Source organism: Azospirillum sp. OGB3 (genome assembly GCF_014192915.1).
Lineage (GTDB): Bacteria > Pseudomonadota > Alphaproteobacteria > Azospirillales > Azospirillaceae > Azospirillum.
Map to the genome: position 1 here is coordinate 48643 of NZ_JACHYN010000012.1, position 26267 is coordinate 74909.

Sequence of the window (26267 nt, forward strand, 5' to 3'; positions counted from 1 at the left end):
CCCCTGCGAAGCGGGGGAGGGCCGGGGTGGGGGCAGCGTCGGCACCCGAACACCTCTCCATCCCACGAAGGACTCCACCCATGTCCGAAGCAGCGCTCGCCTTCTGGATGTTCGAGGTCCCGGCCCGCTGCCGCGACGCCGAGGGGCGGCGGCTGGGCAAGGCCCGCGCCCTGCTGCTATCCCACCCGCGGCGCCAGCAGCGCATGATGCTGGAGCTGGCGCACCATACCCCGCTCGCCACGGGAAGCCGCGTCGTCACGAGGCGCGCGGCCTTCGTGGTGGAGCGGTGCGAGGGGGAATCCGGCTTCGGCTTCCGGCGCTACGCCGTGCGCTGCGTCGGGACGCGTCCAACCCCGTGACGAAATGCGGGCGCGGCTGATCCACATCAAGGCGCCGGGCGCTCCGACGGCAAATATTAATCGAACGATTAATAACTAGCCTCGGAGACTCCCATGACCACCCCCGCCCACGCGCCGCAAGAGGGCCTGTGCGCGACGCTCCTGCGCGGCTGGCGCGGCGTCCGCTCCCTGAACGCGCTCCAGGCGCTGGCCCCGCACGACCGCGACCGCGTGCTGGCCGACGCCGGCCTGACCGACCTGACCGCGCCGTCCGTGCTGCGCGCCGGCCATGTCGACACGCTGCTGCCCGCCGCGATCGCGCTGCACGGCGTCGATGGCGCGACGGTGGAGCGGGACCGCCCCGACCTGATGAACGACCTGCAGCGCGTCTGCGCGCTCTGCCGCAGCACCCGCACCTGCCGCCGTCTGCTGGCCGAGAACTGCACGCGGCCGGAGCACGCACTGCTCTGCCCCAACGCCGACACGCTCGACGCGCTCCGCTGAGGAGCGCGCCGAACGCGCGCAAAACATCCCCCAAAAACTGCCCACGAAAAATCCCCAACCGTCTTCGTCGGAAAAGCGATTGACAGCGCCGCGACGCGACCGTTAGCATCCCTGAATAATTAATTGGCCGTATAATAAAACACGGGAACGGTTGCCGCATCGGACGGCACGCGTTCCCGCAACGGGCCGACGCGCCCACGCCGAGAGCGGCGGGGCGCCGACAGGGAATCGTCATTCGCCGTCATCGCGACATCACCGTCGAACGCGGAGGGAGAGATGAGAAACGTGGTACTGGGCGGCCTGCTGTTGACCGGCATCGCCGCGTCGGTTCCGGCGCAGGCGCAGGACACGGTCAGGATCGGGCTGGTCCAGCCGCTGACCGGATCGGTCGCCTACAACGGCAAGTCCGTGGTGGAAGGCGCCCGGCTCGCCGTCGAGGAAATGAACGCCGCCGGAGGCGTCCTCGGCAAGAAGATCGAACTGATCGTCGAGGACGGCCAGTGCACCCCGGCCAACTCGGTCAACGCCGTCGAGAAGCTGGTGCAGAAGGACAAGGTCGTCACGCTGGTCGGCGCCTTCTGCAGCTCCGCCACCGCGGCGATCATGCCGGTGGCCCAGAAGTACAAGCTGCCGCTGATCACCGGGGTGTCGTCGAAGGCCAGCCTGACGGAACAGGGCAACCCCTATTTCTTCCGCGCCGCCGAGACGGACGCGCTGATGGCGGAAGCCTTCGCCAAAATCCTCGCCAACGATCTGAAGCTGACCAAGGTCGCCTACATCGGCGTCAACGACGACTGGGGCCGCGGCGGGGTTGAGGAATTCTCCCGCGACCTGACGGCGCTGGGCGTCAAGACGGTGCTGACCGAGTATTTCGACCACGGCGCCACCGACTTCTTCACGTTGCTGACCAAGCTGCGCGCCGCCAAGCCGGACGGCGTGTTCGTCGCCGCGGAGACTCAGGACGGTTCCATCCTGGTCAAGCAGATCCGCGAGATGGGGCTGGACACCAAGGTGTTCGGCGTCGGCTCCTGGGCCACCGCGGACTTCATCAACCTGACCGGCGAGGCTGCGGAGGGCATCCACGCCGCCGTCCCCTACGCCTCCAGCATGGACACCCCGCGCAACCAGGCCTTCGTCCAGAAATACCAGGCGAAGTACGGCATCAAGCCCGGCAAGTACGGCGCCGCCGGCTACAACGCGCTGAACATCGCCGGGCAGGCCATCGCGCGGGCCGGCGGCACCGACGCCGAGGCCATCCGGGCAGCGCTCGCCAAGACCAGCTACGAGGCGCCGAACGGCGTCTACAAGTTCACCGGCAAGGGCCAGGCCTACGGCTTCGACGCGGTGCTGGTGCGGATCGAGAAGGGCGAACCGAAGGTGATCGCCTCCACCCCGGTGGACGCGCCGCACTGACCGGCGGACGCGCCGCGGGGCTGCCGTGACGGCACCGTCCCCGCGGCGCGCACCGATCCAACGCACCGTTTGTGCGGGCCTGCTTTTGCGAGAACGTCATGGATCTCTTTCCGCAGTTCCTGGCCAACGGGCTGGTGATGGGCGTGTTCTACGCGCTCTCCGCCCTCGGCCTGACGCTGATCTTCGGCCTGATGCGCGTGGTCAACTTCGCCCATGGCGAGTTCTACATGCTGGGCGGGGTCAGCGGCTGGTTCGTCACCAATTACCTGGGCCTCGACTTCTTCAGCGGCCTGATCGTGGTCGCCGCCTTCATGGCTGCCGTCGGCTGGCTGGTCGACCGCTTCCTGATCGAGCGGGTGCGCGGCCAGGGTGAGGAGCCGGGCATCCTGCTGACCATCGGCCTGTCGATCTTCCTGGTCAACGGCACGCTCCTGCTGGTCGGCCCGGCGCCCATGAAGGTGGCCGGCGCGGTGGCCGAAGGGCCGCTGTTCTTCGGCCCGATCGCGGTGACCAAGCTGCGCCTGCTGGCCGTGGCGGTGGGCATCGCGCTGATCGTCGGCGCCCATCTGCTGATCCGCCGGACCCGACTGGGGGCGGCGATGCGCGCCACCTTCCAGGACCCGATGGCGGCCAGCCTCGCCGGCATCCGCACCGGCCACGTCTACGCCGCCACCTTCGCGCTGGGCTGCACGCTGGCCGCGCTGTCGGGGATGCTGCTGGCCTCCATCTACTCCGCCCAGGCGTCGGTCGGCGGGCTCATCAGCCTGAAGAGCTTCGTCGTGGTCATCCTCGGCGGCATGGGCAGCTTCGCCGGGGCCATCGCCGGGGGCCTGCTGCTGGGCGTCGCCGAGGCGATGTGGGGCGGCTACGTCTCCATGGGCATGGTGGACGTCATCGGCTTCGTCCTGGTCATCCTGATCCTGCTGTTCCGGCCCCAGGGCCTGTTCTCGATCCGCACGGAAAGGGCCTGACATGACCCTGGAACGCAACATCCTCCTGGCCTTTCTGGCGGGGGCGGCGCTTCTGCCCTTCGTGGTGTCGGACCAGTACATCCTGCACCTCGCCATCATGGCGCTGTTCTACGCGGTGCTGGCGAGCAGCCTCAATCTGGTGGTCGGCTATGTCGGCGAGTTCTCGCTGGGCCACACCGCCTTCCTCGGCACCGGCGCCTACACGGCGGCGCTGCTGTCCACCCAGGCGGGCATGCCGATGTGGGTGACGATCCCGCTGGCCGGGCTGGTCTCCGCCGTCTTCGGCTTCGCCATCGGGGCGATCACGCTGCGGCTGCAAGGCCCCTATTTCGTGATCGTCACCCTGTCCTTCGCCGAGGTGCTGCGCATCGTCGCCAACAACTGGATCGCGGTGACCAACGGCCCGATGGGTCTCGCCGGCGTCGGTCAGAATCTCTTCGGAGACGTGGCCGTCACCGACAAGGCGGGCTTCTTCCTGATCGTGCTGGGCATCGCCGCGGTGGCGCTCTACCTGTCCTACCGCTTCGTCTATTCGAACGCCGGCCGGGCGGCGGTGGCGGTGCGCGAGAACCGCTACGTGGCGCAGTCCATCGGCGTCGATCCCTTCGGCACGGCCATGCAGGCCTTCGTGCTGGGCGCCTTCCTGGCCGGCTTGGCCGGTGGCTTCTACGCCCACTACATCTCCTTCGTCGGGCCGGAGGTGTTCCGCTTCGCCTTCATGGCGACGATGATCATCATGGTCCTGCTGGGCGGCAAGGGCACGCTGATCGGCCCGCTGGCCGGCGCCGTGATCGTGACCGTGCTGGAGGAATATCTGCGCGAGGTGCAGGAACTCCGCCTCACCCTGTTCGGGCTGATCGTCATGGCCATCGTCCTGTTCCTGCCCAACGGCCTGATGGGCTTCATCGCCCTGCGCCGCGAGCAGCAGGCCGCCAAGCCGACCCTCAACGCCGCGAAGGAGCGCACCGTATGACGGCGACCACCGAGCCGACCATCGACCGGCAGCCGCTTCTGCGCGCCGACGACCTGACCATGACCTTCGGCGGCATCACGGCGGTGAAGGACTTCAGCTTCCACATCGAGCCCGGCGAGATCGTCGGCCTGATCGGCCCCAACGGCGCCGGCAAGACGACCTGCTTCAACATGCTGACCGGCTTCTACGCGCCGAGCAACGGGCGGGTCCGCTTCAAGGGGCAGGACATCACCAACCGCAAGCCCCACGCCATCGCCCGGCTCGGCCTCGTGCGCAGCTTCCAGAAGACCAACGTCATGAAGCGGCTGACGGTCTTCGAGAATGTGCTGACCGGCCATTACATGGCGAGCCGCCAATCCCTCCTCGCCACCTTCTTCCCCGGCGAGGCGGTCCGCCGCGCCGAGCGCGAGGCGCGGGAGAGTGCCGCCGCCATCGTCGAGACGATGGGTCTGGCCCAACGCATGAACGCCCCGGCGCATCTGCTGTCCTGCGGCGAGCTGCGCCTGCTGGAGGTCGCGGTGGCGCTGGCCGCCAAGCCCAGCCTGCTGATGCTCGACGAACCCGCCGCCGGGTTGAACAGCCACGAGGCCGGGACCTTCGGCGCGGTGCTGAAGACGCTGATCGGGCGCAGCATCGACGCGCTGCTGATCGTGGAGCACAACATGGATCTGGTCATGTCGGTGTCCGACCGGATCGTCGTCCTCAACTTCGGCCGCAAGCTGGCCGAGGGCCGGCCGGCTGAGATCATTGAGAACCGGCAGGTCGCCGAAGCCTATCTCGGAAAGGCCGCCGCATGACGCTGCTCTCCGAATCCCCCTCGCCCTCCGCCATCGCGCAGGCCGTCGACGCGCCGGTCCTCGCCGTGGAGGGCTTGCACGTCGCCTATGGCTCCACCGCCGCGCTGCACGGCGTGTCGCTGGACGTGCGGGCCGGCGAGACGGTGGCTCTGATCGGCGCCAACGGTGCGGGCAAGAGCACCATCCTGCGGGCCATCTCCGGCCTGCTGAAGGCACGCTCCGGCTCCATCGTCTGGAACGGCAAGCCGATCGCGAACCTGCCCGCCGACCGCATCGTCGCCGCCGGCATCGCCCACTGCCCGGAGGAACGGCACGTCTGGCCGAACATGACGGTGCAGGAGAACATCGCGCTCGGCGCCTATCTCTGCCGCTCGCGCGAGGAGGTGCAGCGGCGCATCGGCATGGCCTTCCACCGCTTCCCCCGCCTGCGCGAGCGGTCGCGCCAGATGGCCGGAACGCTCAGCGGCGGCGAACAGCAGATGCTCGCCATCGCCCGCGCGCTGATGTCGGAGCCGCGGCTGCTGATGCTGGACGAGCCCAGCCTCGGCCTCAGCCCGAAGATGGCCGACGAGGTGTTCGACGTGGTGCGCTCCGTCAACGCCCACGGCGTCACCGTGCTGCTGGTCGAGCAGAACATCCACAACGCGCTGGGCGTCGCCAGCCGCGCCTATGTGGTCAAGACGGGCCGCATCACCGCCAGCCGCCCCTCGGCGGAGCTGCGCGGCGATCCCGACCTGCTGCGCGCCTATCTGGGCGGCTGAAGGCCACAGCGACGGCGAAAGGCCGTGTCACGAATAATTAAACGAACGACCGAACAATTCTCGGTCGCCGTCCTTCAGGAGGCAAGAGTGCGAACCAACATGCGAATTGGCATCGTCGGCGGCGGCATCGGCGGCGTCGCGCTGGCCGGCAGCCTGCTCCAGCGCGGCTTCGAAGTCCGCCTGTTCGAGCGGGCGCCGGGCTTCGGCGAGATCGGCGCCGGCATCCAGATGACGCCGAACGCGGTGAAGGTCATCAAGTCGCTGGGTCTGCTCGACAAGATGCTGGCCGCCGGCTTCCTGCCGCAGTCGCTGGTCGGGCGCAATTGGCGCAGCGGGCGGGAAAGCTTCCGCACGCCGCTGATCGAGACCTGCCCGGTGCTCTACGACGCGCCCTTCATCCACATCCACCGCGCCGACCTGCACGCCATCCTGGCCTCGCTGGTCCCGGAGAGCATCGCCAATTTCGGTGTGGGCTGCACCGGCGTGCGCCAGGACAAGAGCACGGCGGTCGCCAGCTTCAGCGACGGCAGCGAGTACGAGGCCGACCTGATCGTCGGCGCCGACGGCGTGCGCTCCGTCGTGCGCTCCGCCCTGTTCGGGCCGGAGGCGCCGCGCTTCACCGGCCACATGTGCTACCGCGCCGTGGTGCCGACCGGCGGGGTGGTGGATTACGTCAGCCCCGACGCGTCCTTCTGGTTCGGACCGCACAGCCACGTCGTGACCTACTATGTGCGCGGCGGCAAGGCCGTGAACATCGTGGCGGTCGCCGAGACCAAGGAGTGGGTCGAGGAGTCCTGGAACGCCCCCAGCAGCAAGGAGGAGATGCTCGGCGCCTTCCGCGGCTGGCACCGCAACGTGGAGACGCTCTTCAGCAAGGTGGATCAGGTCTACAAATGGGGCCTGTTCGACCGCGACCCGATGACGAGCTGGTCGAAGGGCCGCATCACGCTGATGGGCGACGCGGCACACCCCATGCTGCCCTTCCTCTCGCAGGGGGCGGCGATGGCGATCGAGGACGCCTATGTGCTGGCCGAATCCCTGAAGGGGCATGGCGGCGACGTGGCCTCGGCGCTGCGCGACTACGAGGCGGAGCGGCTTCCCCGCACCAGCCGCGTCCAGCTGGAGGCGCGGGAGCGCGGCCGGACCTACCACCTGCCCTCCCCGCTGGCCCAGGCGAAGCGCGACTTCATGTACTGGCTGCGCGGCCTGTTCAACCCGCAGGCCACCGGCATCCAGGCCAACTGGGTCTACCAGTACGACGCCCGCGCGTTCCGGCCGAACCTCTCCGACAAGCCGCGCCTCGTGGCGTGAGTGGGCGTCGCTTGCCCCCACCCTAACCCTCCCCCGCTGGGCGGGGGAGGGGACTGTCGCCGCTTCGCGAAAATCTCCCTCCCCCGCCCAGCGGGGGAGGGCCGGGGTGGGGGCAAGGGCAGCAACGAACGCCAGCCGCCGCAAGACATCTCCAAGGACCGACCATGACCAACAAGACCTACCGCATCGGCCAGATCGTCCCCTCCTCCAACACGACCATGGAGACGGAAATCCCGGCGATGCTGACCGCCCACGCGCTGGCGCACGGCACCCGCTTCACCTTCCATTCCAGCCGCATGCGCATGAAGACGGTGAAGAAGGAAGAACTCGCCGCCATGGACGCGGAATCCGACCGCTGCGCGCTGGAGCTTTCGGACGCCCGCGTCGATGTGCTGGGCTACGCCTGCCTCGTCGCCATCATGAGCATGGGCAAGGGCTACCATCGCGTCTCGCAGGAGCGGCTGCACGGGCGCACCGTGGAGAATGGCGGGGCCGCCCCGGTCATCACCAGCGCGGGCGCGCTCGTCGACGGGCTGCACGTGCTGGGCGCCAAGCGCATCGCCCTTGTCGCCCCCTACATGAAGCCGCTGGCCCAGCTCGTCGTCGATTACATCGAGCATGAGGGCGTGCAGGTCGTCGACTGGCGCGCGCTGGAGATCCCCGACAATCTGGAGGTCGGGCGCCACGACCCGTCCCGCCTGCCGGGGATCGTCGCCGGCCTGGACACCGCCGGGGTGGACGCCGTCGTCCTGTCGGCCTGCGTCCAGATGCCCTCGCTGCCCGCCATCGCGCAGGTCGAGGCGATGACCGGCAAGCCGGTGCTGAGCGCCGCCGTCGCCACCACCTACGCCAAGCTGAAGGCGCTGGGCCTGCCGACGCGCGTTCCGGGGGCCGGCGCCCTGCTCTCCGGCGCCTACTGAGCGGAGGATGCCATGACCAGCAGCACCTATCGCTACGGCGCGAACGTCCGCGCCAACGGCATCCGCCAGCATTACCTGCGCTACGGCGGCGAGGGGAAAACCCGTCCCGTCGTCATCGTGCCGGGCATCACCAGCCCCGCCGTCACCTGGGGCTTCGTGGCGGAGCGCTTCGGGCGCACCTTCGACACCTACGTGCTCGACGTGCGGGGCCGCGGCCTGTCGGAAGCGTCGGACGCGCTCGACTACGGGCTGGACGCCATGGCCGCCGACGTGACGGCCTTCGCCGAGGCGCTGGGCCTGCGCGACTACGCACTGGTCGGCCATTCCATGGGCGCGCGCATCGGCCTGCGCGCGGTCAGCCGCCATGGCGCCGCCCCGGCGCGGCTGGTGATGGTCGATCCGCCGGTCTCCGGACCGGGCCGCCGCCCCTACCCGGCGCAGCTTCCCTGGTACGTGGATTCCATCCGCCTCATGCGCGAGGGCGCCGACCTGGAGGCGATGCGGCCCTTCTGCCCGACCTGGACGGAGGAGCAGCTCCGCCTGCGCGCCGAATGGCTGCACACCTGCGACGAGCGGGCCATCGTCACCGCCTTCAACGACTTCCAGACCGACGACATCCACGCCGACTTCCCGCGCATCCTCTGCCCGGCCCTGCTGATTGCCGCCGGGCGCGGCGACGTGATCCGGCCCGAGGAAGAGGCGGAGATCCGCAAGCTCCAGCCCGAGTTGGCCGTCACCCGCGTCGAGGGGGCCGGCCACATGATCCCCTGGGACGACGAGGAGGGCTTCTACCGCGCCTTCGGCGCCTTCCTCGGCACCGCCGTCTGACCGCCCATCCGGAAAGGGACACGCATCATGCCCGTCAGTGACGCCGATATGGTCCGCGCCTGGACCCATGTTCTGACCCTGTCGAAGCTGAAGCCGCAGGAGGTGGTCACCGTCCTGACCAGCGACGGCACCCACCCGCAGACCCTGCGCACCGCCCTGATCGCCGCCTCCACCCTGGGGGCGCGGGTCAACCGGCTGGACCTGCCGCCGGTCAACGCCGAGCACGCCCACAGCCGCGACAGCCTCGCCTATCTCGGCACCACCCCGCTGACCGGAAACCGCGCCGCCATGGCCGCGCTGAAGGAAAGCGATCTGGTGCTGGACCTGATGACCCTCCTCTTCTCGCCGGAGCAGATGGAGATTTTGGAGAGCGGCACCAAGATCCTGCTCGCCGTCGAACCGCCGGAGGTTCTGGTCCGCCTGCTGCCCAGCCTGGAGGACAAGGCGACCGTCGGCGAGGCGACCGCGCTTCTGAAGGCGGCGAAGGAGATGCACGTCACCTCGCGCGCCGGCACCGACCTGCGCCTGCCCATCGGGGAGTTCCCGACGGTGCAGGAATACGGCTTCGTCGACGAGCCGGGGCGCTGGGATCATTGGCCGAGCGGCTTCGGCTTCACCTTCCCCAACGAGGGGCAGGCGAGCGGGCGGATCGTGCTCGACAAGGGCGATATCCTCCTGCCGATGAAGTCCTACCTGACCTCGCAGATCGAGATGACGGTGGAGAAGGGCTACGTCACCGCCATCACCGGCGGGTTGGACGCCGACCTGCTGAACGACTACATGGACGCCTTCGCCGACCCGGAGGCCTACGCCATCTCCCACATCGGCTGGGGCACGCAGAAGCGGGCGCGCTGGTCGACGCTCGGCCTCTACGACCGCGAGCAGACGCTGGGCATGGACGCGCGGGCCTTCGCCGGGAACTTCCTCTTCTCGCTCGGCCCCAACAACGAGGCGGGCGGGTCGCGCACCACCGCCTGCCACATCGACATCCCCATGCGGAACTGCACGGTCAGCCTGGACGGGCGCGACGTCGTCCGCGACGGCAAGCTGCTCGCCGGAAAGGAACTGGCATGAGTGTTTCGGAACAGGCCGTCTACGAGCGGCAGGGCTTCGGCCGGTCGCTGGGCATTCAGGGCCAAATCGGTTTGCTGATCGTCGATTTCGTCAACGGCTTCGCCGACCCGGCGGTGTTCGGCGGCGGCAACATCGCCCCGGCCATCGCCCGCACGGCGCAAGTGCTGGAGAAGGCCCGGCAGCGCGGCTGGTTCGTCGCCCACAGCCGGATCGTCTACGCCGAGGACGGATCGGACGGAAACGTCTTCTCCATCAAGGTGCCGGGCATGCAGACCCTGACCGAGCACGCCGCCATCAGCGCCATCGTGCCGGAGCTGACTCCGGTGCCGGGGGAGCTGGTGGTGCGCAAGACGGTTCCGTCGGCCTTTTTCGGGACCGGGCTGGCGCCGTGGTTGACACAGCGCGGCGTCGAGACTCTTTTGATCGCCGGAGCGACGACGAGCGGCTGCGTGCGGGCCAGCGTGGTGGACGCCATGTGCCACGGCTTCCGCCCGGTCGTCATGGCCGATTGCGTGGGCGACCGCGCCCTGGCGCCGCACGAGGCCAACCTGTTCGACATCGGCCAGAAATACGGCGACGTCGTTCCGGCGGAGCGCATTCTCGCCTTGTGAGACGCGGTCGGGGTTGAAAAGAGGATCAGGCGTTGCACCATGTTAGACTTTCCATCCGAAGAGTGCCGCCGGGAGTGAGATGAGCCGACCGATGAGCAAAGTCCAGGACAGCGCGCCCGTCGCCGACACCGCGCCGGAGAGTGGGCAGGCGCGGGGCCGGCCCGCGCGCGGCCGCCGCGCCGGCCCGGGCCGTCCGGAGGGCACCAGCAACGTGCGCGACCAGATCCTGGACGCCGCGGAGCTGGAGTTCGCCAACCTCGGCTACGCCGGCACCAGCCTGCGCAACGTCGCCGACCGGGCCGAGGTGACCCAGGCCCTCATCAGCTACTATTTCGGGTCCAAGCACGGGCTGTTCGAGGAGGTTTTCCTGCGCCGCGGCCGGAAGATCGCCGACGAGCGCATGGAGCGGCTGGAGGCGTTGCGCCGCGGCCCCGCGCCGCCACCAGTGCGCGACATCGTCTACGCTTTCCTGATGCCGGCGCTGGCCATGCGCGAGACGGAGGGGGGGCGGACCTTCATGCGGCTCCAGGCCCGGCTGCACACCGAGCCGCCGGAAATCTCCTACAAGCTGCGCAACGAGGCCTACGACGCCTCGACCCGCATCTTCGCCGCCGCGCTGAAGGAGGCGTTGCCGCATCTGTCGGAGCGGGACGTCTACTGGCGGATGACGCTGATGATCGGCGCCTATCTCTACGCCTTCTCCGACACCCACCGGCTGGAGGAACTGGCGCCGGGCATCTGCAACCCCGGCGACCCGGACGAGATCATCACGGAGATCAGCAGCTTCGTCAGCGCCGGCATGCTGGCTCCGGTGCCGGAACCGGCGCGGGCGCCGGGGCGGAGGAAGCGGGGCTAGTTTTTTGGAAAGTGGCTGCGGTGCGCCCCCACCCAAACCCTCCCCCGCTCCGCAGGGGAGGGCTTAACTCCTCCCCCCGCGAAGCTCTCGCGCAAACCAGAGGTTTGCGCTGACGGGGCAGGCGGACCTTCGGTCCGCCGAGAGCGGGGGGAGGTCGGGAGGGGGGCACCGCCGCAACCACTCACCACCCTCATCCCCCCCCACCCGTCGACCCCCGCGCCACGCAGGTCCCCGACAGCACCACCTTGCGCGTCGCCCGCTCCGGATCGTCCAGCCGCTCGAACAGCAGCGTCATGGCCGCCCGCCCGATCTCATGGACCGGCTGTTCGATCACCGTCAAGCCGGGGCCGACCAGCTCCGTCCAAGGCTCGTTGTCGAAGCCGGCCACCGCCAGATCGCCGGGAATCGTCAGCCCCAGCGTCCGCGTCGCCTTCACCACCCCCATCAGCAGCAGGCTGTTGCTGACCATCACCGCGTCCGGCATGGCGCCGGAGCGCCGGGCCTCCGCCAGCCAGCGGGCGATCTCCGCCTCCGCCGCCTCCGCCGTCGGGGGAACGAAGCGGGCCTCCGCGTGCAGACCGTGGGCGGCCAGCGCCGCCTGATAGCCGGCGTGGCGCTCCACCGCCGTGGTGCTGGTGTTGCCGAACAGGCCGGCGATGCGGCGGTAGCCCTGAGCGTGCAGGTGATCGACCAGCAGGGCGGCGGCCTGCGGGTTGTCCAGCACCACCGAATCGAAGCGCCCGGCCGGCGCGCTGCGGTCGATCAGCACCACCGGGAAATCCAGGTCGGCCCGGTCGAGCTGGGCCAGCGTCGCGCGGGTCGGCGCGAAGATCAGGCCGGTCACCCGTTCCTCCTGCATCAGCCGCAGGTACATGGCCTCCCGCTCCGGATTCTCGTCGGTGTTGCACAGGATGACCCGCATGCCGGCCTGGAAGGCGGCGTCCTCCACCGCGCGGCTGACCGCGGTGAAGAAGGGGTTGCGGATGTCCGAGACGATCAGCCCGATGGTCTGGGAATGCTGCGAGCGCAGCCGCCGCGCCGACAGGTTCGGGCGGTAGCCGGTGGCCCGCACCGCGTCCTCCACCCGCGCGCGCAGCGCGTCGCTGACCGGGCCGTTGCTGAGCACCCGCGACACCGTGGCGACCGAGACGCCGGCCTCGCGGGCGACGTCCTTGATTCCGACGGCCTTGATTCCGGTGGCTTTGACGCTGTCGCTCATGATGATCCGGTCACCGATCCGTCTTGAAACCGTTTTTGAAATCGTTTCCATCCATTAGGGCCAATCCACCGCCCCATACGGCACAGTCTGCCCGAAGGAGTCCGCGGATTCAATGCAAACTCCGTTGACAGAGGCCGATGTAATCGTTTTCAATAACAGCGCTGCAAGGACGACACCCAAGACCGCCCGGCGCCACACCGAACGGAGGAGACGGACCCGCCATGGCCCCCGACACCAACACCGCCATCATGCCCACCGATCTGCTGCGGCCCGATCTGCTGCGACTGAACGCCAGCCCCGCCGGCAAGGAGGAGGCGATCCGCGAGGCCGCCCAACTCCTGATCGCCGCCGGCTGCATCGATCCGGCCTACGCCGCCAGCATGCTGCGCCGGGAAGCGGTGGCGAACACCTTCCTCGGCCACGGCGTCGCCATCCCCCACGGCATGGTCGAGGACCGCGGCATGGTCCGCCGCAGCGGCATCGCCGTCCTCCAGGTGCCGGGCGGCATCGCATGGAATCCCGGCCAGACGGCCCATCTGGTGGTCGCCATCGCCGCCCAGTCCGACGCCCACATCGCCGTGCTGCGCCGCCTGACCCGGCTGATGCAGGACGAGGCGCGGCTGACCGCCCTGTTCACCGTCACCGACCCCGCCACCCTCGCCGCCGCCCTCAGCGAGGACGCGCCTGTTGCCGCCCCGGCCATGCCGGGCGGCGATCTGGCGGAGCGGTTCGACTGGGTGGTCGACTACCCCACCGGCCTGCACGCCCGCCCGGCCACCGCCTGGGTGGAGACGGCGCGCGCGTCGGCCGCCCGCATCCAGGTCCGCCACGGCGATCTGGTGGCCGACGCCAAGGCGCTGGTGGCGCTGCTCCAGCTCGGCCTGCGCGCCGGCGACAGCGTGGTCGTCTCGGCGGAGGGCGACGACGCCGTGGCGGCGCTGGCCCGCATGAAGGCGACCATCACCCGCCTGACCGCGCGCGAGAAGGCGGACGCCGCCGCGGCGGCGCAGAAGGTCCGCATGCCTGTGCGCGGCTGGACGCCGCCGAACCCGTTGCCCGCCGTGCCGGGGATCGCCGCCAGCCCCGGCCTCGCCATCGGCCCGGTGCATGTGCTGCCGCGCGCCACGGTGTCCGTGCCCGACGAGCCGGTCCCGCTGATCGAAGGCGGCGACCGCCTGCACGAGGCGCTGAGCCTGACCCGCCAAAATCTGAAGGCGCTGGCCGACGACACCGCCCGGCGCCTCGGGCCTTCCGAAGCGGCCATCTTCACCGCCCAGGCGGAAATCCTGAACGACACCGACCTCGTGACTCTGGCCTGCCAGCTGATGGTCGAGGGGCACGGGGTCGCCTGGTCCTGGCATCAGGCGGTGGAGCGCACCGCCGCCGGGCTGGCCGCGCTCGACAACCCCGTCCTGGCGGCCCGCGCCGCCGACCTGCGCGACGTCGGCCAGCGCGTGCTGTCGCGGATCGACCCGGCGCTGCGCACCGGCGGCGCGCCGGATCTGCCGGATACCCCCTGCATTCTGATCGCCGAGGACCTGTCGCCCTCCGACACGGCGGCGCTGGACATGGCGCGGGTGATCGGGCTGGCGACGGCGCAGGGCGGCCCGACCTCCCACACCGCCATCCTGGCGCGCACGCTGGGCCTGCCGGCCATGGTGGCGGGCGGGGCGGCGCTGATGGAGCTGGCGAACGGCACCCCGGCCATCCTCGACGGGCAGACCGGACGCCTGCACCTCTCCCCCGCCGAGGCCGACACCGCCGACGCCCGCGCCTGGATCGCGCGGGAGGAGGCCCGCAAGGCGGAGGAGGAGGCCCGGCGCGGCCTGCCCGCCCGCACCCGCGACGGCCACGAGGTGGAGATCGGCGCCAACGTCAACCGCCCCGATCAGGTGGCGGTCGCCCTGTCGCAGGGCGCGGAGAGCGTCGGCCTGATGCGCACCGAGTTCCTGTTCCTGGAGCGCGGCGACGCCCCCGGCGAGGACGAGCAGTACGAGACCTACCGCGGCATGCTGACCGCCCTGGAGGGCCGGCCACTGATCGTCCGCGCGCTCGACATCGGCGGCGACAAGCAGGTGCCGCACCTCCAGCTTCCCCACGAGGAGAACCCCTTCCTCGGCGTGCGCGGCGCCCGCCTGCTGCTGCGCAGGCCCGACCTGCTGGAGACGCAGCTCCGCGCCCTCTACCGCGCCGCCAAGGACACCAAGGGCAAGGACGCCAAGAGCAAGGACGGCGGAGCCCTGTCGATCATGTTCCCGATGATCACGGCGCTGGGCGAGGTGCAGGCCCTGCGCGCCGCCTGCGACCGCATCCGGGCGGAGCTGGATGCCCCCACCGTGCCGCTGGGCATCATGGTCGAGGTTCCGGCGGCGGCCATCCAGGCCGACGTCCTGGCCCGCCATGTCGATTTCTTCTCCATCGGCACCAACGACCTGACGCAATACGCGCTGGCCATCGACCGCCAGCACCCCGAACTGGCGGCGGAGGCCGACAGCCTGCACCCCGCCGTCCTGCGGCTGATCCGCCTGACGGTGGAGGGGGCGGAGCGGCACGGGCGCTGGGTCGGCGTCTGCGGCGGCATCGCCGGCGACCCGTTCGGCGCCGCGCTCCTGACCGGGCTCGGCGTGCGGGAACTCTCCATGACGCCGCGCGACATCCCTGCCGTGAAGGACCGGCTGCGCGGCAGCGACCTGTCCGCCCTGAAGGACGCCGCGCAACGGGCGCTGGACTGCGAGACCGCCGACGCGGTGCGCGCGCTCGACGGAGGCCCGGCATGAGCAGGCCCGAAGAGGACATCCGGCCGGTCGTCACCGTCACGCTGAACCCGGCCATCGACCAGACCATCACGGTGGAGGCGCTGCGCCCCGGCCATGTCCACCGGGCAAGCGCCGTGCGGCGCAACGCCGGCGGCAAGGGCGTGAACGTGGCGAGCTGCCTCGCCGACTGGGGAACGCCGGTGGTCGCCACCGGCCTGCTGGGCAGCGGCAACGCCGCCGCCTTCGAGGCGCTGTTCGCCGCCAAGGGCATCGCCGACCGCTTCGTCCGGCTGCCCGGCGAGACGCGCGTCAATGTCAAGATTGCCGACCGCGCCGCCGCCGACACCACCGACCTCAACCTGCCCGGCCTGACCGCCGACGCCGACGCGCTCGACCGCGTCCGCCGCACCCTGCGCGAGCTGGTCCTGCCCGGCACGCCGGTCCTGCTGGCGGGAAGCCTGCCGGACGGACTGCCGGCGGACAGCTACGCGACGCTGACGGCGGACCTGCGCGCCCAGGGCGCCCGCGTCGTGCTGGACAGCAGCGGCCCGCCGCTGGCGGCGGCGCTGGCCGCCCCGGACCTGCCCTTCTGCATTAAGCCGAACCGGCACGAGCTGGAGGCCTGGGCCGGTGCGCCCCTGCCCTCCACCGCCGACCTGCTGGAGGCGGCGCGCGGCCTGCACCGCAGCGGCGTCGCGGTCGTGGTGGTCTCGCTGGGGGCGGACGGCGCGCTGTTCGTGGCCGACGGCCCGGTGCTGCACGCCCGGCTGCCGGCGGTCAACGCGCTGAGCACGGTGGGGGCCGGCGACGCCATGGTGGCGGGGCTGATCGCCGCCTTCGGGGCGGACGCGCCGCTGGAGGGCATCGCCCGCCTGTCCGTGGCCTTCGCCACGGCGAAGCTCGGCTGCTTCGGACCCAACCTGCCGGGGGCGGACGCGGTCCGCGCGCTGGCCGGGCAGGTCGAGATATCAACGCTTTAATGAACGGGGAGCGGGCGACCGCTCGGGAGGAAACCATGGCGAACATGCTGGCCGTGATCGCGGCGGGCGATCTCAGCACCCAGGCCGTCCTGGCCGCCGAAGCGCTGCGCAAGGCCGCGGCGGCGCTCGGCCACACCATCCAGGTGGAGGTGCGCTCCAGCCTCGGCGTGCGCAACACGCTGCCCGCCGGGGCGGCGCAGGGCGCGCAAGGGGTCATTCTTGTCGGCTCCGGCGACCTGGGTGAGGAGCGCTTCGCCGGGCTGAAGCGCAGCGCCGCGGCGCTCGACGCCGTGCTGCGCGACGCACGGGCCGTGCTGGAGCAGGCCTTGGCAACCGCCCCGGCCCAGGCTCCGGCGCAACCGGGCACCAAGAAGATCGTCGCCATCACCTCCTGCCCCACCGGCATCGCCCACACCTTCATGGCGGCGGAGGGCATCCAGCAGGCCGCCCAGGCGCTGGGCCACGCCGTGCGGGTCGAGACGCAGGGCTCGGTCGGCGCCCGCGACACGCTGACCGAGCAGGAGATCCGCGAGGCCGACGTGGTGCTGATCGCCGCCGACACGCAGGTGGACCTCGCCCGCTTCGCCGGCAAGCGCGTCTTCAAGAGCGGCACCAAGCCCGCCATCAACGACGGCCGCGCCCTGGTCGAACGCGCGCTGGCCGAGGCGCAGCCGCACGGCGCCGCCCCGGCGCCGGCCGACGGCGTGGCGGCGGGCAAGGCGGAGCCGGCGGCGGCGCAGCGCAGCGGCCCCTACAAGCATCTGATGACCGGCGTGTCCTTCATGCTGCCCTTCGTGGTGACCGGCGGCCTGCTGATCGCCATCGCCTTCGCGCTCGGCGGCATCTACGTGTTCGAGGACAGCCAGCAGGGCACGCTGGGCAACGCGCTGTTCCAGATCGGGGCCAAGGGCGCCTTCGCGCTGATGGTGCCGGCGCTGGCCGGCTACATCGCCTTCTCCATCGCCGACCGGCCGGGCATCACGCCGGGCATGGTCGGCGGCATCCTGGCCGCCAACCTCGGCGCCGGCTTCCTCGGCGGCATCGTCGCGGGCTTCATCGCCGGCTACGCCACCAGCTTCCTCAACCGCAACATCAAGCTGCACAAGAATCTGGAAGGGCTGAAACCGGTGCTGATCCTGCCGCTGCTCGGCTCGCTGATCACCGGCCTCGCCATGATCTACGTGGTCGGCGCGCCGGTGGCGGAGGCTCTGGCGACACTCAGCGCCTGGCTGAAGGGCATGCAGGGCAGCAGCGCGATCCTGCTCGGCCTGCTGATCGGCGCCATGATGGCCTTCGACATGGGCGGGCCGGTCAACAAGGCCGCCTACGCCTTCTCCACCGGCCTGATCGCCTCCCAGGTCTACACCCCGATGGCCGCCGCCATGGCCGCCGGCATGGTGCCGCCGCTCGGCATCGCGCTCGCCACCAAGCTGTTCGCGAACCGCTTCACCCGGGAGGAGCGGGAGGCCGGCAACGCCGCGGGCATCCTGGGCATCGCCTTCATCACCGAGGGCGCCATCCCCTTCGCCGCCCGTGACCCGCTGCGCGTCATCCCGGCGCTGGTGCTCGGCGCGGCGCTGACCGGCGCCATCTCCATGGGCATCGGGGCGGAGCTGAAGGTCCCGCACGGCGGCATCTTCGTGCTGCCCATCCCCAACGCCGTCACCCATCTGGCGGGCTACGTCGTGGCGCTGGTCGCCGGGACGGTCACCACGGCGGTCGCATTGCGGTTCCTGAAGCGTCCGGTCAGTAGCGTGGTGACGGCGTAACAGCGCTGCGAAAGCGTCGCTGAGATGAAAACGTTTACATAACCCCTGGACAGAACGCCTCGTCAGCCCTATCTTTCTATTGCTGCCTCGGCAGCACGCTCTATAGGGCGTTTCCTCCCTAGACTCAGGCCACGCATGGTTTCCATGCGTGGCTTTTTTTTGTCCGATCTGTTTGATCGCCCAGGATGCGGGCCGGTCCCAAATCTCTCCCTTGCCCGGATCGGGCGAACCTGAGAAGCCGGAGACGAAAAGCACGAGGACCCGAATGCCCCGCAACAGACCGATCATCGCAGCGCTGGCGGCCACCGCGGCCCTGGCCGCCGGATGCACCGATGTGAAGGAAAGCCTTCCGTCCCGGACCGCCACCGAACAGCTTCTGATCTCCAGCGCCGCGGACAACGCCGCCAACCGCCTGCGGCTGGAGCTGCCGACGGACAAGCGGGCCTTCCTCGACACCGGCAATTTCGACGGCACCGACGCCAAATACGCCGCCAGCGCGATCAAGGAATCGCTGCTGCGCCAGGGCGTCCGCCTCGTCCCCGACCGGGCCGCCGCCGACACGATCATCGAGATCCGGCTGGGCGCCCTGTCGGTGAACCAGAGCAAGACGGTGCTGGGCATTCCCCCGATCACCCTGCCCGGCGCGATCACCCTGCCGGAGGCGTCGGTCTACAGCTCCACCGAGAACCAGGCGGTCGCGAAATTCTCCGCCTTCGCCTACGACAACCAGAGCGGCGCACTGGTCGCCTCGACGGAACCGGCCTACGGCCTGTCGGGGGAGCAGAGCTACCGGGCGATGACGCTGTTCTCCTGGCGCACCTCGCCCCCCTACCCCGAAGACACCAACTGACAACCCCGACCGACGCGGACATGTCCGCGCGGATTTTGCGTTCACCCAAAGCCATAGCCGCATTCTCTGGCGCGGCGGGGGGTGGACGCGTACCATGCCGTGGCCCCGCGGGGCGCGGCATCAAGCGCAAAGGCGACGGCACAGTGGACGATCATGGGGCGGAACAGGACAGCGGCGTCCGGCGATCGGAACGGCTGCTGCTGGCCCAGACGACCGCCCTGGAGCAAGCCATCGGCGGCGCCGGGCTTGACGAGGCGCTGGAACTTCTGGTGCAAGCGGGGGCCGAGCGGTTCGGCGGGCGCGCCGCCATTGTCCTGATGAGCGACGACGGTCGCTCCCTGCGCTTCGGCGTCGCGGCCGGCCTGCCGGAGTCCTACCGGCGGGCGGTGGATGGGACCGCGATCGGTCCGCAAGACTTCCCCTGCGCTCTGGCCGCCCACAGCGGAGAGCGGGTGGTCATCGCGAATGTGGCGCAGGACCCGCGCTGGGCATGCGGCCAAGCGCCGTTGCTGGACCATGGCATCGCCGCCTGCTGGTCCACCCCGATCCGCACCGCCACCGGAACGGTGCTGGGCGCCTTCACCATTTATCACGCCACCCCCTGCGCGCCCGGCCCGCAGGATCTGGACGCGGTGGATCGGCTGACCCGCACCGCCGCCCTGCTGATCGAGCGGGACCGGACGGAACGGGAGCGCCAGTCCAGCGAAGCGCTGCTGTCCTCCGTGCTGGAGCATCTGCCGGTCGGCGTCGCCGTCTACGACACGCATGGCCGCACCACCCGCAACAACCGGCTGATGCGCGACTACACCAACGGTTCCCTGCCGTCCGCCGACGACCGGGAGGCGTCGCGTTGGCATGCCTTCCACCCCGACGGGCGGCCGGTCGAACGCAAGGATTTCTCGGGCGCGCGCGCTTTGCGGGGCGAAATCGTGGTGCCCGGCATGGATTTCCTGCACCGCGCCGCCGACGGAACGGAGCACTGGACGCGCGTGTCGGCGGCCCCGCTGCGCGACGGCGACGGGCGGATCACCGGCGTGGTCGCCGTGGTCAGCGACATCGACGCGGAAAAGCGGGCTGCGCAGGGCTTGGCCGCGGCGCTGGACGAGGCCCGCCGCAGCGAGCTGGTGGCCCACGAGATGAGCCACCGCATCATGAACAGCTTCCAGCTTCTGCACGGGCTGGTGTCGATGCAAACCGCCACGGTCACCGATCCTGCGGCGCGCAAGGCGGTGGAGCAGGCCTTCTCCCGAATCCAGGCAATGGCGCTGGTGCAGCGCCGTCTGTTCGAGGCGACGCGCAACGACCTCGCCACGCTCGATGCGGCCGACTATCTGCAACGGCTGGGGGAGAGCCTGACCGGCGCCTTCATCGATTCAAGCCGCTGCACCCTGGTCATCGACGCCGCGCACGGAATCCCGATGCCCGCCGCGCAGGCCTCGTCCATGGGGCTGATCGTGACGGAGCTGGTGCTGAACGCCCTGAAGCACGCCTTCGGCGCGCACCAGCAGGGGACGGTGACGGTCCGCTTCGAAGCCGTCGAAAACGACCGCCGGCTGACGGTGACCGACGACGGGACCGGCCTGCCGGACGGCGCCGGCACCATGAAGCCCGCAGGGTCGGGGCAGGGCATGGGCATGACGCTGGTGCACGGTCTGGTGCGCCAACTCGGCGGAAAGCTGGAGATCGACCGCCCCGATCAGGGCGGCCGCCCCGGAACCCGCTTCGTTCTGACTTTTCCAGCCTGACCCGTCCAGCGTGTCGGGCGTCGAAGCCACGAGGTTCCGGGATGGCGCGGCGTCCTGATCCTTAGGCGACGGCTTCCATCGGCTTTTCGACCTTGCCACCGAACCCGTTTTCCAGCGCCCAGATGGCGGCCTGGGTGCGGTTGGAGGCGTTGATCTTGCGCAGCAGGCTCTTCAGGTGAACCTTCACCGTCGCTTCGGTGATGTTCAGATGATTGGCGATCATCTTGTTGCTGTCACCCTGCAGCAGGCGCTCCAGGATCTGCGTCTCGCGCTGCGACAGGCCCTTGGCCGCGGTCGGGCCGTTGGCGCTGGTGTTGGCGCCGGCCTTGCCGGTGATGAGGAGAGCGGCGAGGTGGGTCGGGAAGACCTTTTCGCCGATCATCACCAGACGCAGCGACTGCGCCAGCGCGGCCGGAGAAATGTCCTTCATCAGGAAAGCGTCGGCGCCGGCCTGGATGGCGTTGGCCATTTCCTGGGCGTCGAGGTGGCTGGCCAGAAGGACGAGCCGCGCGGTCGGATACTGCTCCCGCAGGACGGTCACGGCCTGAACCGTGCCGTTGGCGGAAGCCGGGTCCATCATGATGAGTTCGGGCGTGTCGCCCTCCATCATGGCCGACGGCGGTACGTCGCTGAAACTGGCGGCCTCTTTCGTGATGCGGAACTCCCCTTCCGAGAAGAGGGCCTTCATGCCTTCGCGGAAAAGTTTGTTGGCGTCGATCAGAAAGATGGAGACCGATTGCATCGTCCAGTCACTCTCGAAGGTGATTGAGATGAGCAACCCTACCCTATCGTTGGCGGGCCGGCTACCCGTCCGTTAGTAGAATATTAACCAATGAAGTCCGAGGCACGTCCTCCCATCGGGCATATGCCCTCCCCGGAAAGCCGGTCCAGGACGCTCCCGGATGCCCGGAAACTCCGAAAAACCACGCCTGAACAGGCCACTACCCATTTTGCGCGGGAATCGGAGGCCGTCTCGTTAATATCACGGCAACCATAATCGGCCATTGGTACAGTCATCGTAATTCATCGCTTGGATGGGTGCCCGACATGCCGATGGTGTCCATGTGGAAAAAGATCAGTCCCTGTCACTTCGTGATGCAGGACTGTCACCGCCGGATCGAAATCCGTTACCACGCCACCGGCTCGCAGAGCGGCTGGGGGGTCTACGCCGACGGGACGCTGGTGCAGCAGCGCGCCGCCTTCACCGAAGCGCGCGGCATCGCCATGGGGCTGGCGACCGTGGCCTGAAACGGGCCTTGCCCGCCTGATGTCACAGCGCGGACATTAGGCGGTTAACCGGCTCTTGAGACTGTTCCGCGCAGGATGGCCTTCGTCGCAGGAGGCCGTCATGACGTTCCGCCCACTTCCCCTTGTTTGGCGCCGGCTCGCGCTCTGCGCCCTCCTCGGCCTCATGGGGATCGCCTTCTGGGCCGCGCTGCAACCGCGGTTGGCGCCCAGCGGCCTTTACGGTTTCGACAAGGTGGTGCACGCCGGGGCCTTCGGGCTCCTCACCCTGCTCGGCATCCTGGCCAGCGCCGGCCGGCGCGCCGCCGTCCTGGCGGTGCTGGCCGTCTTCGCGCTCGGCGCCGCCATCGAGGTGGCGCAATCCTTCGTTCCAGGACGCGAGGCCAGCCTGTCCGACCTGGCCGGGAACGCCGTGGGAGTCGCCCTGGGAATCACGACCGTCCGGCTGGGACATCGCGCCATCCAACGCGCGCGCCGCGCGCGCCATGGAATAGTCACGCAGCCCGCGGCGTTTGCGTCCTTACCGGAGTGAGGGGACGCAGCGTCCGGATCGACAATCCCAAGCAGCCTCCTCCGTTTTTGGTTTTGTTCGTCTACCGAACTATGCTATGCCGAAAGGCAGGACATCTGGAGTAACGCTTATGGACTGGCATAACGAAAAGGCTAAGACCGGCGCCCGCGCCCTGGAATCCGCGTTCGGCGTGATGCTGACGGTCTGCGAGGCCACCGACGGCTGGTGGAACTGGCACGCGGAGCATGAGGGGCTGAGCTGGACCCCCGACGCCCGCTGGTTCGCCACCCGCCGCGAGGCGCAGGAAGCGGCGGAGGAGTGGGCCTCCACCCTGGCGCCGCAGCATCTGGGCTTCCTCCACCGCGCGGCCTGACGCCGCCAAGCGATGCGATCGGGGCGGTGCCGTTGACCCGCCCCGCGTCCGCTTCCACAATGGCCACCGTGCCAAGGCGACGGGAAGCGTCTGCGATCATCCCTTGGGATTGTCAATCAGGCCCAGGACGATGATGAGATGCAGCACGAGGCCCCCACCCTTCCCGGACTCCCGCTTCAAAAAGCCTTCCTGCCGCCCGAGGCCACTCTGGTGGCGGTCGGAGCCGGTGCCGGGCGTTGGGCGGACGGCGCCGCTGGCCGGGCGTGCCTTGCCCCACCATCCTCCGCGCCGGGACTCGACGCGTGGTGCGGTCCGGTCGGGCCGCGCCACATCGACTGGCTGGTTCTGGACGGCTGCGGCGACGCCCTGGCGATGCTGGAGGGGGCCGCCGAACTGCTGCGCCTGCGCCGCATCGACTTTTTTCAATTCGATGAGTCTGAGGCCGGTGGGCAACTGGCCGCGCTCTACGCGCGCCTGCAAACCCATGGCTATTCGCTGTTCCGCTTCGCCGACCGCAATCTGGAATTCCGCGCCAAGCCGCCGGAGGACGGGCGCGGCGGCACGCACATGGCGGTCGCCCCGCGGCACTGGAACCGGCTGTTCGCGCGCAGCCAGGGCATGTTCCGCTACAAGGACCTGTTCCCCCGCCATGGAATCGTGCCGCGCGGCATCATCCATGTCGGCGCCCATGAGGGGGAGGAGTACGTCAACTACCAGGAAGCCGGCTGTTCCCGCGTCCTGTTCGTCGAGGCGGACCCGGCGACCTTCGCCACGCTTCAAGCCCGATTCGCCGGAAACGGCGGCGTCGTCTGCCTGAACGCCGCGGTGTCAGACCGGGCCGGACGGGCGCGCTTTTCACGCATGTCGAGCCGGCAGTCCAGCTCCCTGCTGGAGCCGACCGGCCATCTGACCGTCTATCCCCACATCACCGTCGACGAGGTCATCGAGGTGGAGACCCGGACCCTACCGGACCTGCTGGCGTCCAACGGCCTCGCGCCGGAAGGGTTCAACGTGCTGGCGATCGACGCGCAGGGATCGGAATGCCGGATTCTCAACGGCTGCCGTAGCCTGCTGCCCCGGTTCGACGCGGTGGTGACCGAGGTGAGCTACACGGAACTGTATGAGGGCTCCGGCCTCGCCGCCGATGTGGACGACATCCTGTTCGCCCACGGCTTCGACCGCGCCGCCGAAACCAGCCCCTACCATCACAGCTGGGGCGACGCGCTCTACGTCCGCCGTCACGGCTGACACCGGTCACGGAAGCAGGACCGGCCCCTTCCAGGGATCAAAGGGCACCAGCCGCGCCCGCTCGCGGTCGGGACGCAGGGCGGCGCGCAGCGCCGGGTTCAGCATCGCCGCCGTCACCGAGAAGGAGCTGTTGGACACGGCGACGTGATCGGCCCGCGACAGAATCCAGTGGTCGGTGAAGAACTCCGCCCCCGGCAGCGGCGCCACCAGATCGCCGGCGAGGGCAGGACGGTAGCGGGCGAAGCGGTCCGCCAGTTCCGGCGCGTCGGTGGCGAGATAGAGCACCGGCCGGTCCAACGTCGCCCACACCCCGGCAAGCCAGTCGAGATACCAGCCCTCCGGCGCGATCCAGAACCGGTCGTTCAGGCCGAAATCGCCGCGGCGCAGATGGATCGCCACCAGGGTCCGCCCACGCGCCCGCAACCCGTCCAGCGCAGCCGCCGCCCGCTCCGCCACCGCGCCGACCGGCGTGAAGAGGGCGCGGAACCGCGCGCGGTCCGGCGCCAGGGGCGTGGTGTCACCGCAGAAATAGCCAACCACGTCGTGACCGTCCGTGCCCGCCAGCGCCCGCCCGTCCAGCAGCGCCGGAACGCCGCAGTCCTCCTCGTGCAGGCTGGGCAGCGGCGGGCCGGGAAGCGGGTCGTCCAGGCCGTAAAGATGGCGACCGATCCACTCCGGCGTTTCCAGCTCCATCCCGTTCCGCTCCGCGCAGACGCGCAGGTAACCGTACTGGAGGAGCTGGTTGCCGAAGCGTCCCGCATGGCCGAGCGTGGACACCGACAGCCGACGCTTGCCCGATGGTTGGCGTGGCGGCGGCGCGGCGCCCACGGCTTGGCGCAGCAGCAGCATCGCCCGGCGGGAAAAGCCGGTGCCGAGGCCCGGTGCGGCGGCGATCGCTTGGTCGTAGAGGGCCAACGCATCGCCGTCCGCGCCCTGCGCCTCGCGGACCGCGCCGGCCAGCAGCAGGCCCACAGGAAGGCCCGGAGCCAGCCGCAGCGCCCAACGCACGCAGCGGCCGGCCCACGCCGCATCGCCCCGCCGCAGCGCCGCGCGGCCGAGCGCCACCCAGGACTCCGCGTCGTCCGGACGCACGGCCAGCGCCCGCCTCAGCAGCGCCGCTGCCCATTCCGCCATGCCGACTCGCTCGCACCGCCGCCCCCGCTCGGCCAGCGTCGCCGCATCGCCGGGCCGCAGCCGGCCGGCGCGCTCCAGCGCCTGCCCGGCCGTCTCCAAGGCGTGCACCGCGTCGAGCGCCGTGCCGAGGGCCAGCTGCAAATCCGCCGAGGCCGGGTCGAGCGTCAGCCCGCGCCGCGCCGCCGCCAGCGCCGCGCGCGGCTTCTCGGCGATTTGCTGGGCGGCGGCGAGCCGGACCAGAAGCGCGGTGTCGGCGGGCGCGGCCAGCGCGGCGCGGCGGCCGGCGACGACCGCCGCGCCGCGCTGGCTCAGGTCGCTGCGCAGCAGGCACAGGCTGGCCCAGCAGCCTGCCTGCGCCGGGTCCAGGGCCACCGCCGGACGCAGCGCGGCGACGGCCCGTCCCGTCTGACCGAGCGCCCCCCATCCCTCTGCCTCGGCCATGCGGGCGCGCAACAGCGTCGGGTCGAGCCGGGCCGCGATCCCGGCCAGCCGGGCGGCCTCCTGCAACCATCCAAGCCCCTTGGCGGCCATCGCCGCGTCGAAGGCGGCGGACAGGTTTTGCGGATCGAGGGCCAGCACCCGTTCGTAAAGCGCCGCGGCGGAGGCCAGGGCGCCGGAATCGAACGCGGTCTCGGCCAGGACGCGGAGCGCCGGGGCCAGCCGCTCCGCCGCCTCCGCGTGATCCGGTTGCAGGCGCAGCGTGGCGCGCCAACTCGCCGCCGCGTCCGCGGTCCGTCCGAGCGCATCCTGAACCTTGCCACGGTTGAGATGGTGGGTCGGCGATGCCGGATCGCCGGCCACGGCGGCGTCGAGATGGGCGAGCGCCGCCGCGACCCGCCCGGTCTGGGCGAGCAGCAGGCCCATCAGATGGCTGGCGTCGGGATGGCCGGGGACCGCCTCCAGGATCCGGCCATAGAGGGCTTCCGCCTCCGCCACCCGCCCGGCAATGTGATGGTCGAGCGCGATGGACAAAGCTTCGGAGACGGTGGCCATGGGCCGGGACAATCCGCGTGGGGCCGCTTCAGGATGGCGCCACAGTGGCCGGGCCACCCCGGACTGTCAACCGCCGGAGGTTTTGTC

25 protein-coding genes are annotated in these 26267 nt (G+C 70.3%); 22 read left to right on the forward strand and 3 right to left on the reverse strand.

What is annotated here, in order from left to right; translation table 11 throughout:
• The first annotated feature begins 80 nt into the window (after positions 1 to 80).
• From FHW79_RS21680 to FHW79_RS21740, 13 genes are all read left to right on the forward strand, one after another.
• Positions 81 to 359 (forward strand): hypothetical protein, encoded by a 279-nt coding sequence (locus FHW79_RS21680; RefSeq protein ID WP_183180837.1) that lies wholly within the window; start codon positions 81 to 83, stop codon positions 357 to 359.
• A 93-nt stretch (positions 360 to 452) separates the two neighbouring features.
• Positions 453 to 842, forward strand: a complete 390-nt coding sequence (locus tag FHW79_RS21685; protein ID WP_183180838.1) for a hypothetical protein — start codon at positions 453 to 455, stop codon at positions 840 to 842.
• 276 nt (positions 843 to 1118) lie between these two features.
• Entirely contained in the window at positions 1119 to 2255 is a 1137-nt protein-coding gene (locus FHW79_RS21690; protein WP_183180839.1) for a penicillin-binding protein activator, read from the forward strand.
• Positions 2256 to 2353: 98 nt separating this feature from the next.
• Positions 2354 to 3226 (forward strand): branched-chain amino acid ABC transporter permease, encoded by an 873-nt coding sequence (locus tag FHW79_RS21695; RefSeq protein WP_014200179.1) that lies wholly within the window; start codon positions 2354 to 2356, stop codon positions 3224 to 3226.
• Position 3227: 1 nt separating this feature from the next.
• On the forward strand, positions 3228 to 4199 hold the full coding sequence (locus FHW79_RS21700) for a branched-chain amino acid ABC transporter permease (RefSeq protein WP_183180840.1): 972 nt from the start codon (positions 3228 to 3230) through the stop codon (positions 4197 to 4199).
• Complete coding sequence (locus tag FHW79_RS21705; RefSeq protein WP_183180841.1) at positions 4196 to 4996, forward strand: ABC transporter ATP-binding protein; 801 nt, start codon at positions 4196 to 4198, stop codon at positions 4994 to 4996. Before FHW79_RS21700 ends, FHW79_RS21705 begins: the two co-directional genes overlap by 4 nt.
• On the forward strand, positions 4993 to 5757 hold the full coding sequence (locus FHW79_RS21710) for an ABC transporter ATP-binding protein (protein WP_183180842.1): 765 nt from the start codon (positions 4993 to 4995) through the stop codon (positions 5755 to 5757). Before FHW79_RS21705 ends, FHW79_RS21710 begins: the two co-directional genes overlap by 4 nt.
• 99 nt (positions 5758 to 5856) lie before the next feature.
• Positions 5857 to 7068, forward strand: a complete 1212-nt coding sequence (locus FHW79_RS21715) for an FAD-dependent monooxygenase (protein ID WP_183180843.1) — start codon at positions 5857 to 5859, stop codon at positions 7066 to 7068.
• Between the two features lie 164 nt (positions 7069 to 7232).
• Positions 7233 to 7988, forward strand: a complete 756-nt coding sequence (locus FHW79_RS21720; protein WP_149166792.1) for an Asp/Glu racemase — start codon at positions 7233 to 7235, stop codon at positions 7986 to 7988.
• A 12-nt stretch (positions 7989 to 8000) separates the two neighbouring features.
• Positions 8001 to 8816 (forward strand): alpha/beta hydrolase, encoded by an 816-nt coding sequence (locus tag FHW79_RS21725; protein WP_183180844.1) that lies wholly within the window; start codon positions 8001 to 8003, stop codon positions 8814 to 8816.
• Positions 8817 to 8843: 27 nt separating this feature from the next.
• Entirely contained in the window at positions 8844 to 9890 is a 1047-nt protein-coding gene (locus tag FHW79_RS21730; protein WP_183180845.1) for a 2,5-dihydroxypyridine 5,6-dioxygenase, read from the forward strand.
• Entirely contained in the window at positions 9887 to 10501 is a 615-nt protein-coding gene (locus tag FHW79_RS21735) for an isochorismatase family protein (protein WP_183180846.1), read from the forward strand. The genes FHW79_RS21730 and FHW79_RS21735 overlap by 4 nt, the downstream gene beginning before the upstream one ends.
• A 91-nt stretch (positions 10502 to 10592) precedes the next feature.
• Positions 10593 to 11357 (forward strand): TetR/AcrR family transcriptional regulator, encoded by a 765-nt coding sequence (locus FHW79_RS21740; protein WP_103041421.1) that lies wholly within the window; start codon positions 10593 to 10595, stop codon positions 11355 to 11357.
• A 190-nt stretch (positions 11358 to 11547) separates the two neighbouring features.
• Here FHW79_RS21740 and FHW79_RS21745 read toward each other — a convergent pair whose 3' ends face one another.
• Positions 11548 to 12576 carry a LacI family DNA-binding transcriptional regulator gene (locus tag FHW79_RS21745; RefSeq protein WP_183180847.1) on the reverse strand — a complete coding sequence of 343 codons (1029 nt, stop codon included), beginning with the start codon at positions 12574 to 12576 and terminating at the stop codon, positions 11548 to 11550.
• Positions 12577 to 12797: 221 nt separating this feature from the next.
• Between FHW79_RS21745 and ptsP the strand changes: the two genes are divergently transcribed.
• The 5 genes from ptsP to FHW79_RS21770 all read left to right on the forward strand — a co-directional run bounded on the left by ptsP (position 12798) and on the right by FHW79_RS21770 (position 20676).
• Entirely contained in the window at positions 12798 to 15353 is a 2556-nt protein-coding gene (gene ptsP / locus FHW79_RS21750) for a phosphoenolpyruvate--protein phosphotransferase (RefSeq protein ID WP_183180848.1), read from the forward strand.
• The gene (pfkB, locus tag FHW79_RS21755; RefSeq protein ID WP_183180849.1) at positions 15350 to 16312 is read left to right on the forward strand and encodes a 1-phosphofructokinase; all 963 of its coding nucleotides are present in this window, start codon (positions 15350 to 15352) and stop codon (positions 16310 to 16312) included. Before ptsP ends, pfkB begins: the two co-directional genes overlap by 4 nt.
• A gap of 35 nt (positions 16313 to 16347) precedes the next feature.
• Positions 16348 to 18081: a fructose-specific PTS transporter subunit EIIC gene (locus tag FHW79_RS21760; protein ID WP_183180850.1), complete on the forward strand. Its 1734-nt coding sequence runs from the start codon at positions 16348 to 16350 to the stop codon at positions 18079 to 18081.
• A 265-nt stretch (positions 18082 to 18346) separates the two neighbouring features.
• Positions 18347 to 18931: a DUF6655 family protein gene (locus tag FHW79_RS21765; protein WP_183180851.1), complete on the forward strand. Its 585-nt coding sequence runs from the start codon at positions 18347 to 18349 to the stop codon at positions 18929 to 18931.
• Positions 18932 to 19074: 143 nt separating this feature from the next.
• A complete protein-coding gene (locus tag FHW79_RS21770; RefSeq protein ID WP_183180852.1) occupies positions 19075 to 20676 on the forward strand; it encodes a GAF domain-containing protein in 1602 nt (533 codons plus the stop codon).
• A 61-nt stretch (positions 20677 to 20737) separates the two neighbouring features.
• On the opposite strand, the gene FHW79_RS21775 is transcribed toward FHW79_RS21770, so the two are convergent.
• Complete coding sequence (locus FHW79_RS21775; protein ID WP_145703390.1) at positions 20738 to 21418, reverse strand: response regulator transcription factor; 681 nt, start codon at positions 21416 to 21418, stop codon at positions 20738 to 20740.
• A 305-nt stretch (positions 21419 to 21723) separates the two neighbouring features.
• On the opposite strand from FHW79_RS21775, the gene FHW79_RS21780 reads away from it, so the two are divergent.
• From FHW79_RS21780 to FHW79_RS21795, 4 genes are all read left to right on the forward strand, one after another.
• The gene (locus tag FHW79_RS21780) at positions 21724 to 21924 is read left to right on the forward strand and encodes a hypothetical protein (RefSeq protein WP_183180853.1); all 201 of its coding nucleotides are present in this window, start codon (positions 21724 to 21726) and stop codon (positions 21922 to 21924) included.
• A 100-nt stretch (positions 21925 to 22024) separates the two neighbouring features.
• Complete coding sequence (locus tag FHW79_RS21785; RefSeq protein WP_183180854.1) at positions 22025 to 22453, forward strand: VanZ family protein; 429 nt, start codon at positions 22025 to 22027, stop codon at positions 22451 to 22453.
• 109 nt (positions 22454 to 22562) lie between these two features.
• Positions 22563 to 22805, forward strand: a complete 243-nt coding sequence (locus tag FHW79_RS21790) for a hypothetical protein (RefSeq protein ID WP_183180855.1) — start codon at positions 22563 to 22565, stop codon at positions 22803 to 22805.
• 138 nt (positions 22806 to 22943) lie between these two features.
• Complete coding sequence (locus FHW79_RS21795) at positions 22944 to 24053, forward strand: FkbM family methyltransferase (protein WP_183180856.1); 1110 nt, start codon at positions 22944 to 22946, stop codon at positions 24051 to 24053.
• Between the two features lie 6 nt (positions 24054 to 24059).
• On the opposite strand, the gene FHW79_RS21800 is transcribed toward FHW79_RS21795, so the two are convergent.
• Complete coding sequence (locus tag FHW79_RS21800) at positions 24060 to 26180, reverse strand: tetratricopeptide repeat protein (RefSeq protein ID WP_183180857.1); 2121 nt, start codon at positions 26178 to 26180, stop codon at positions 24060 to 24062.
• Between the last annotated feature and the right edge of the window lie 87 nt (positions 26181 to 26267).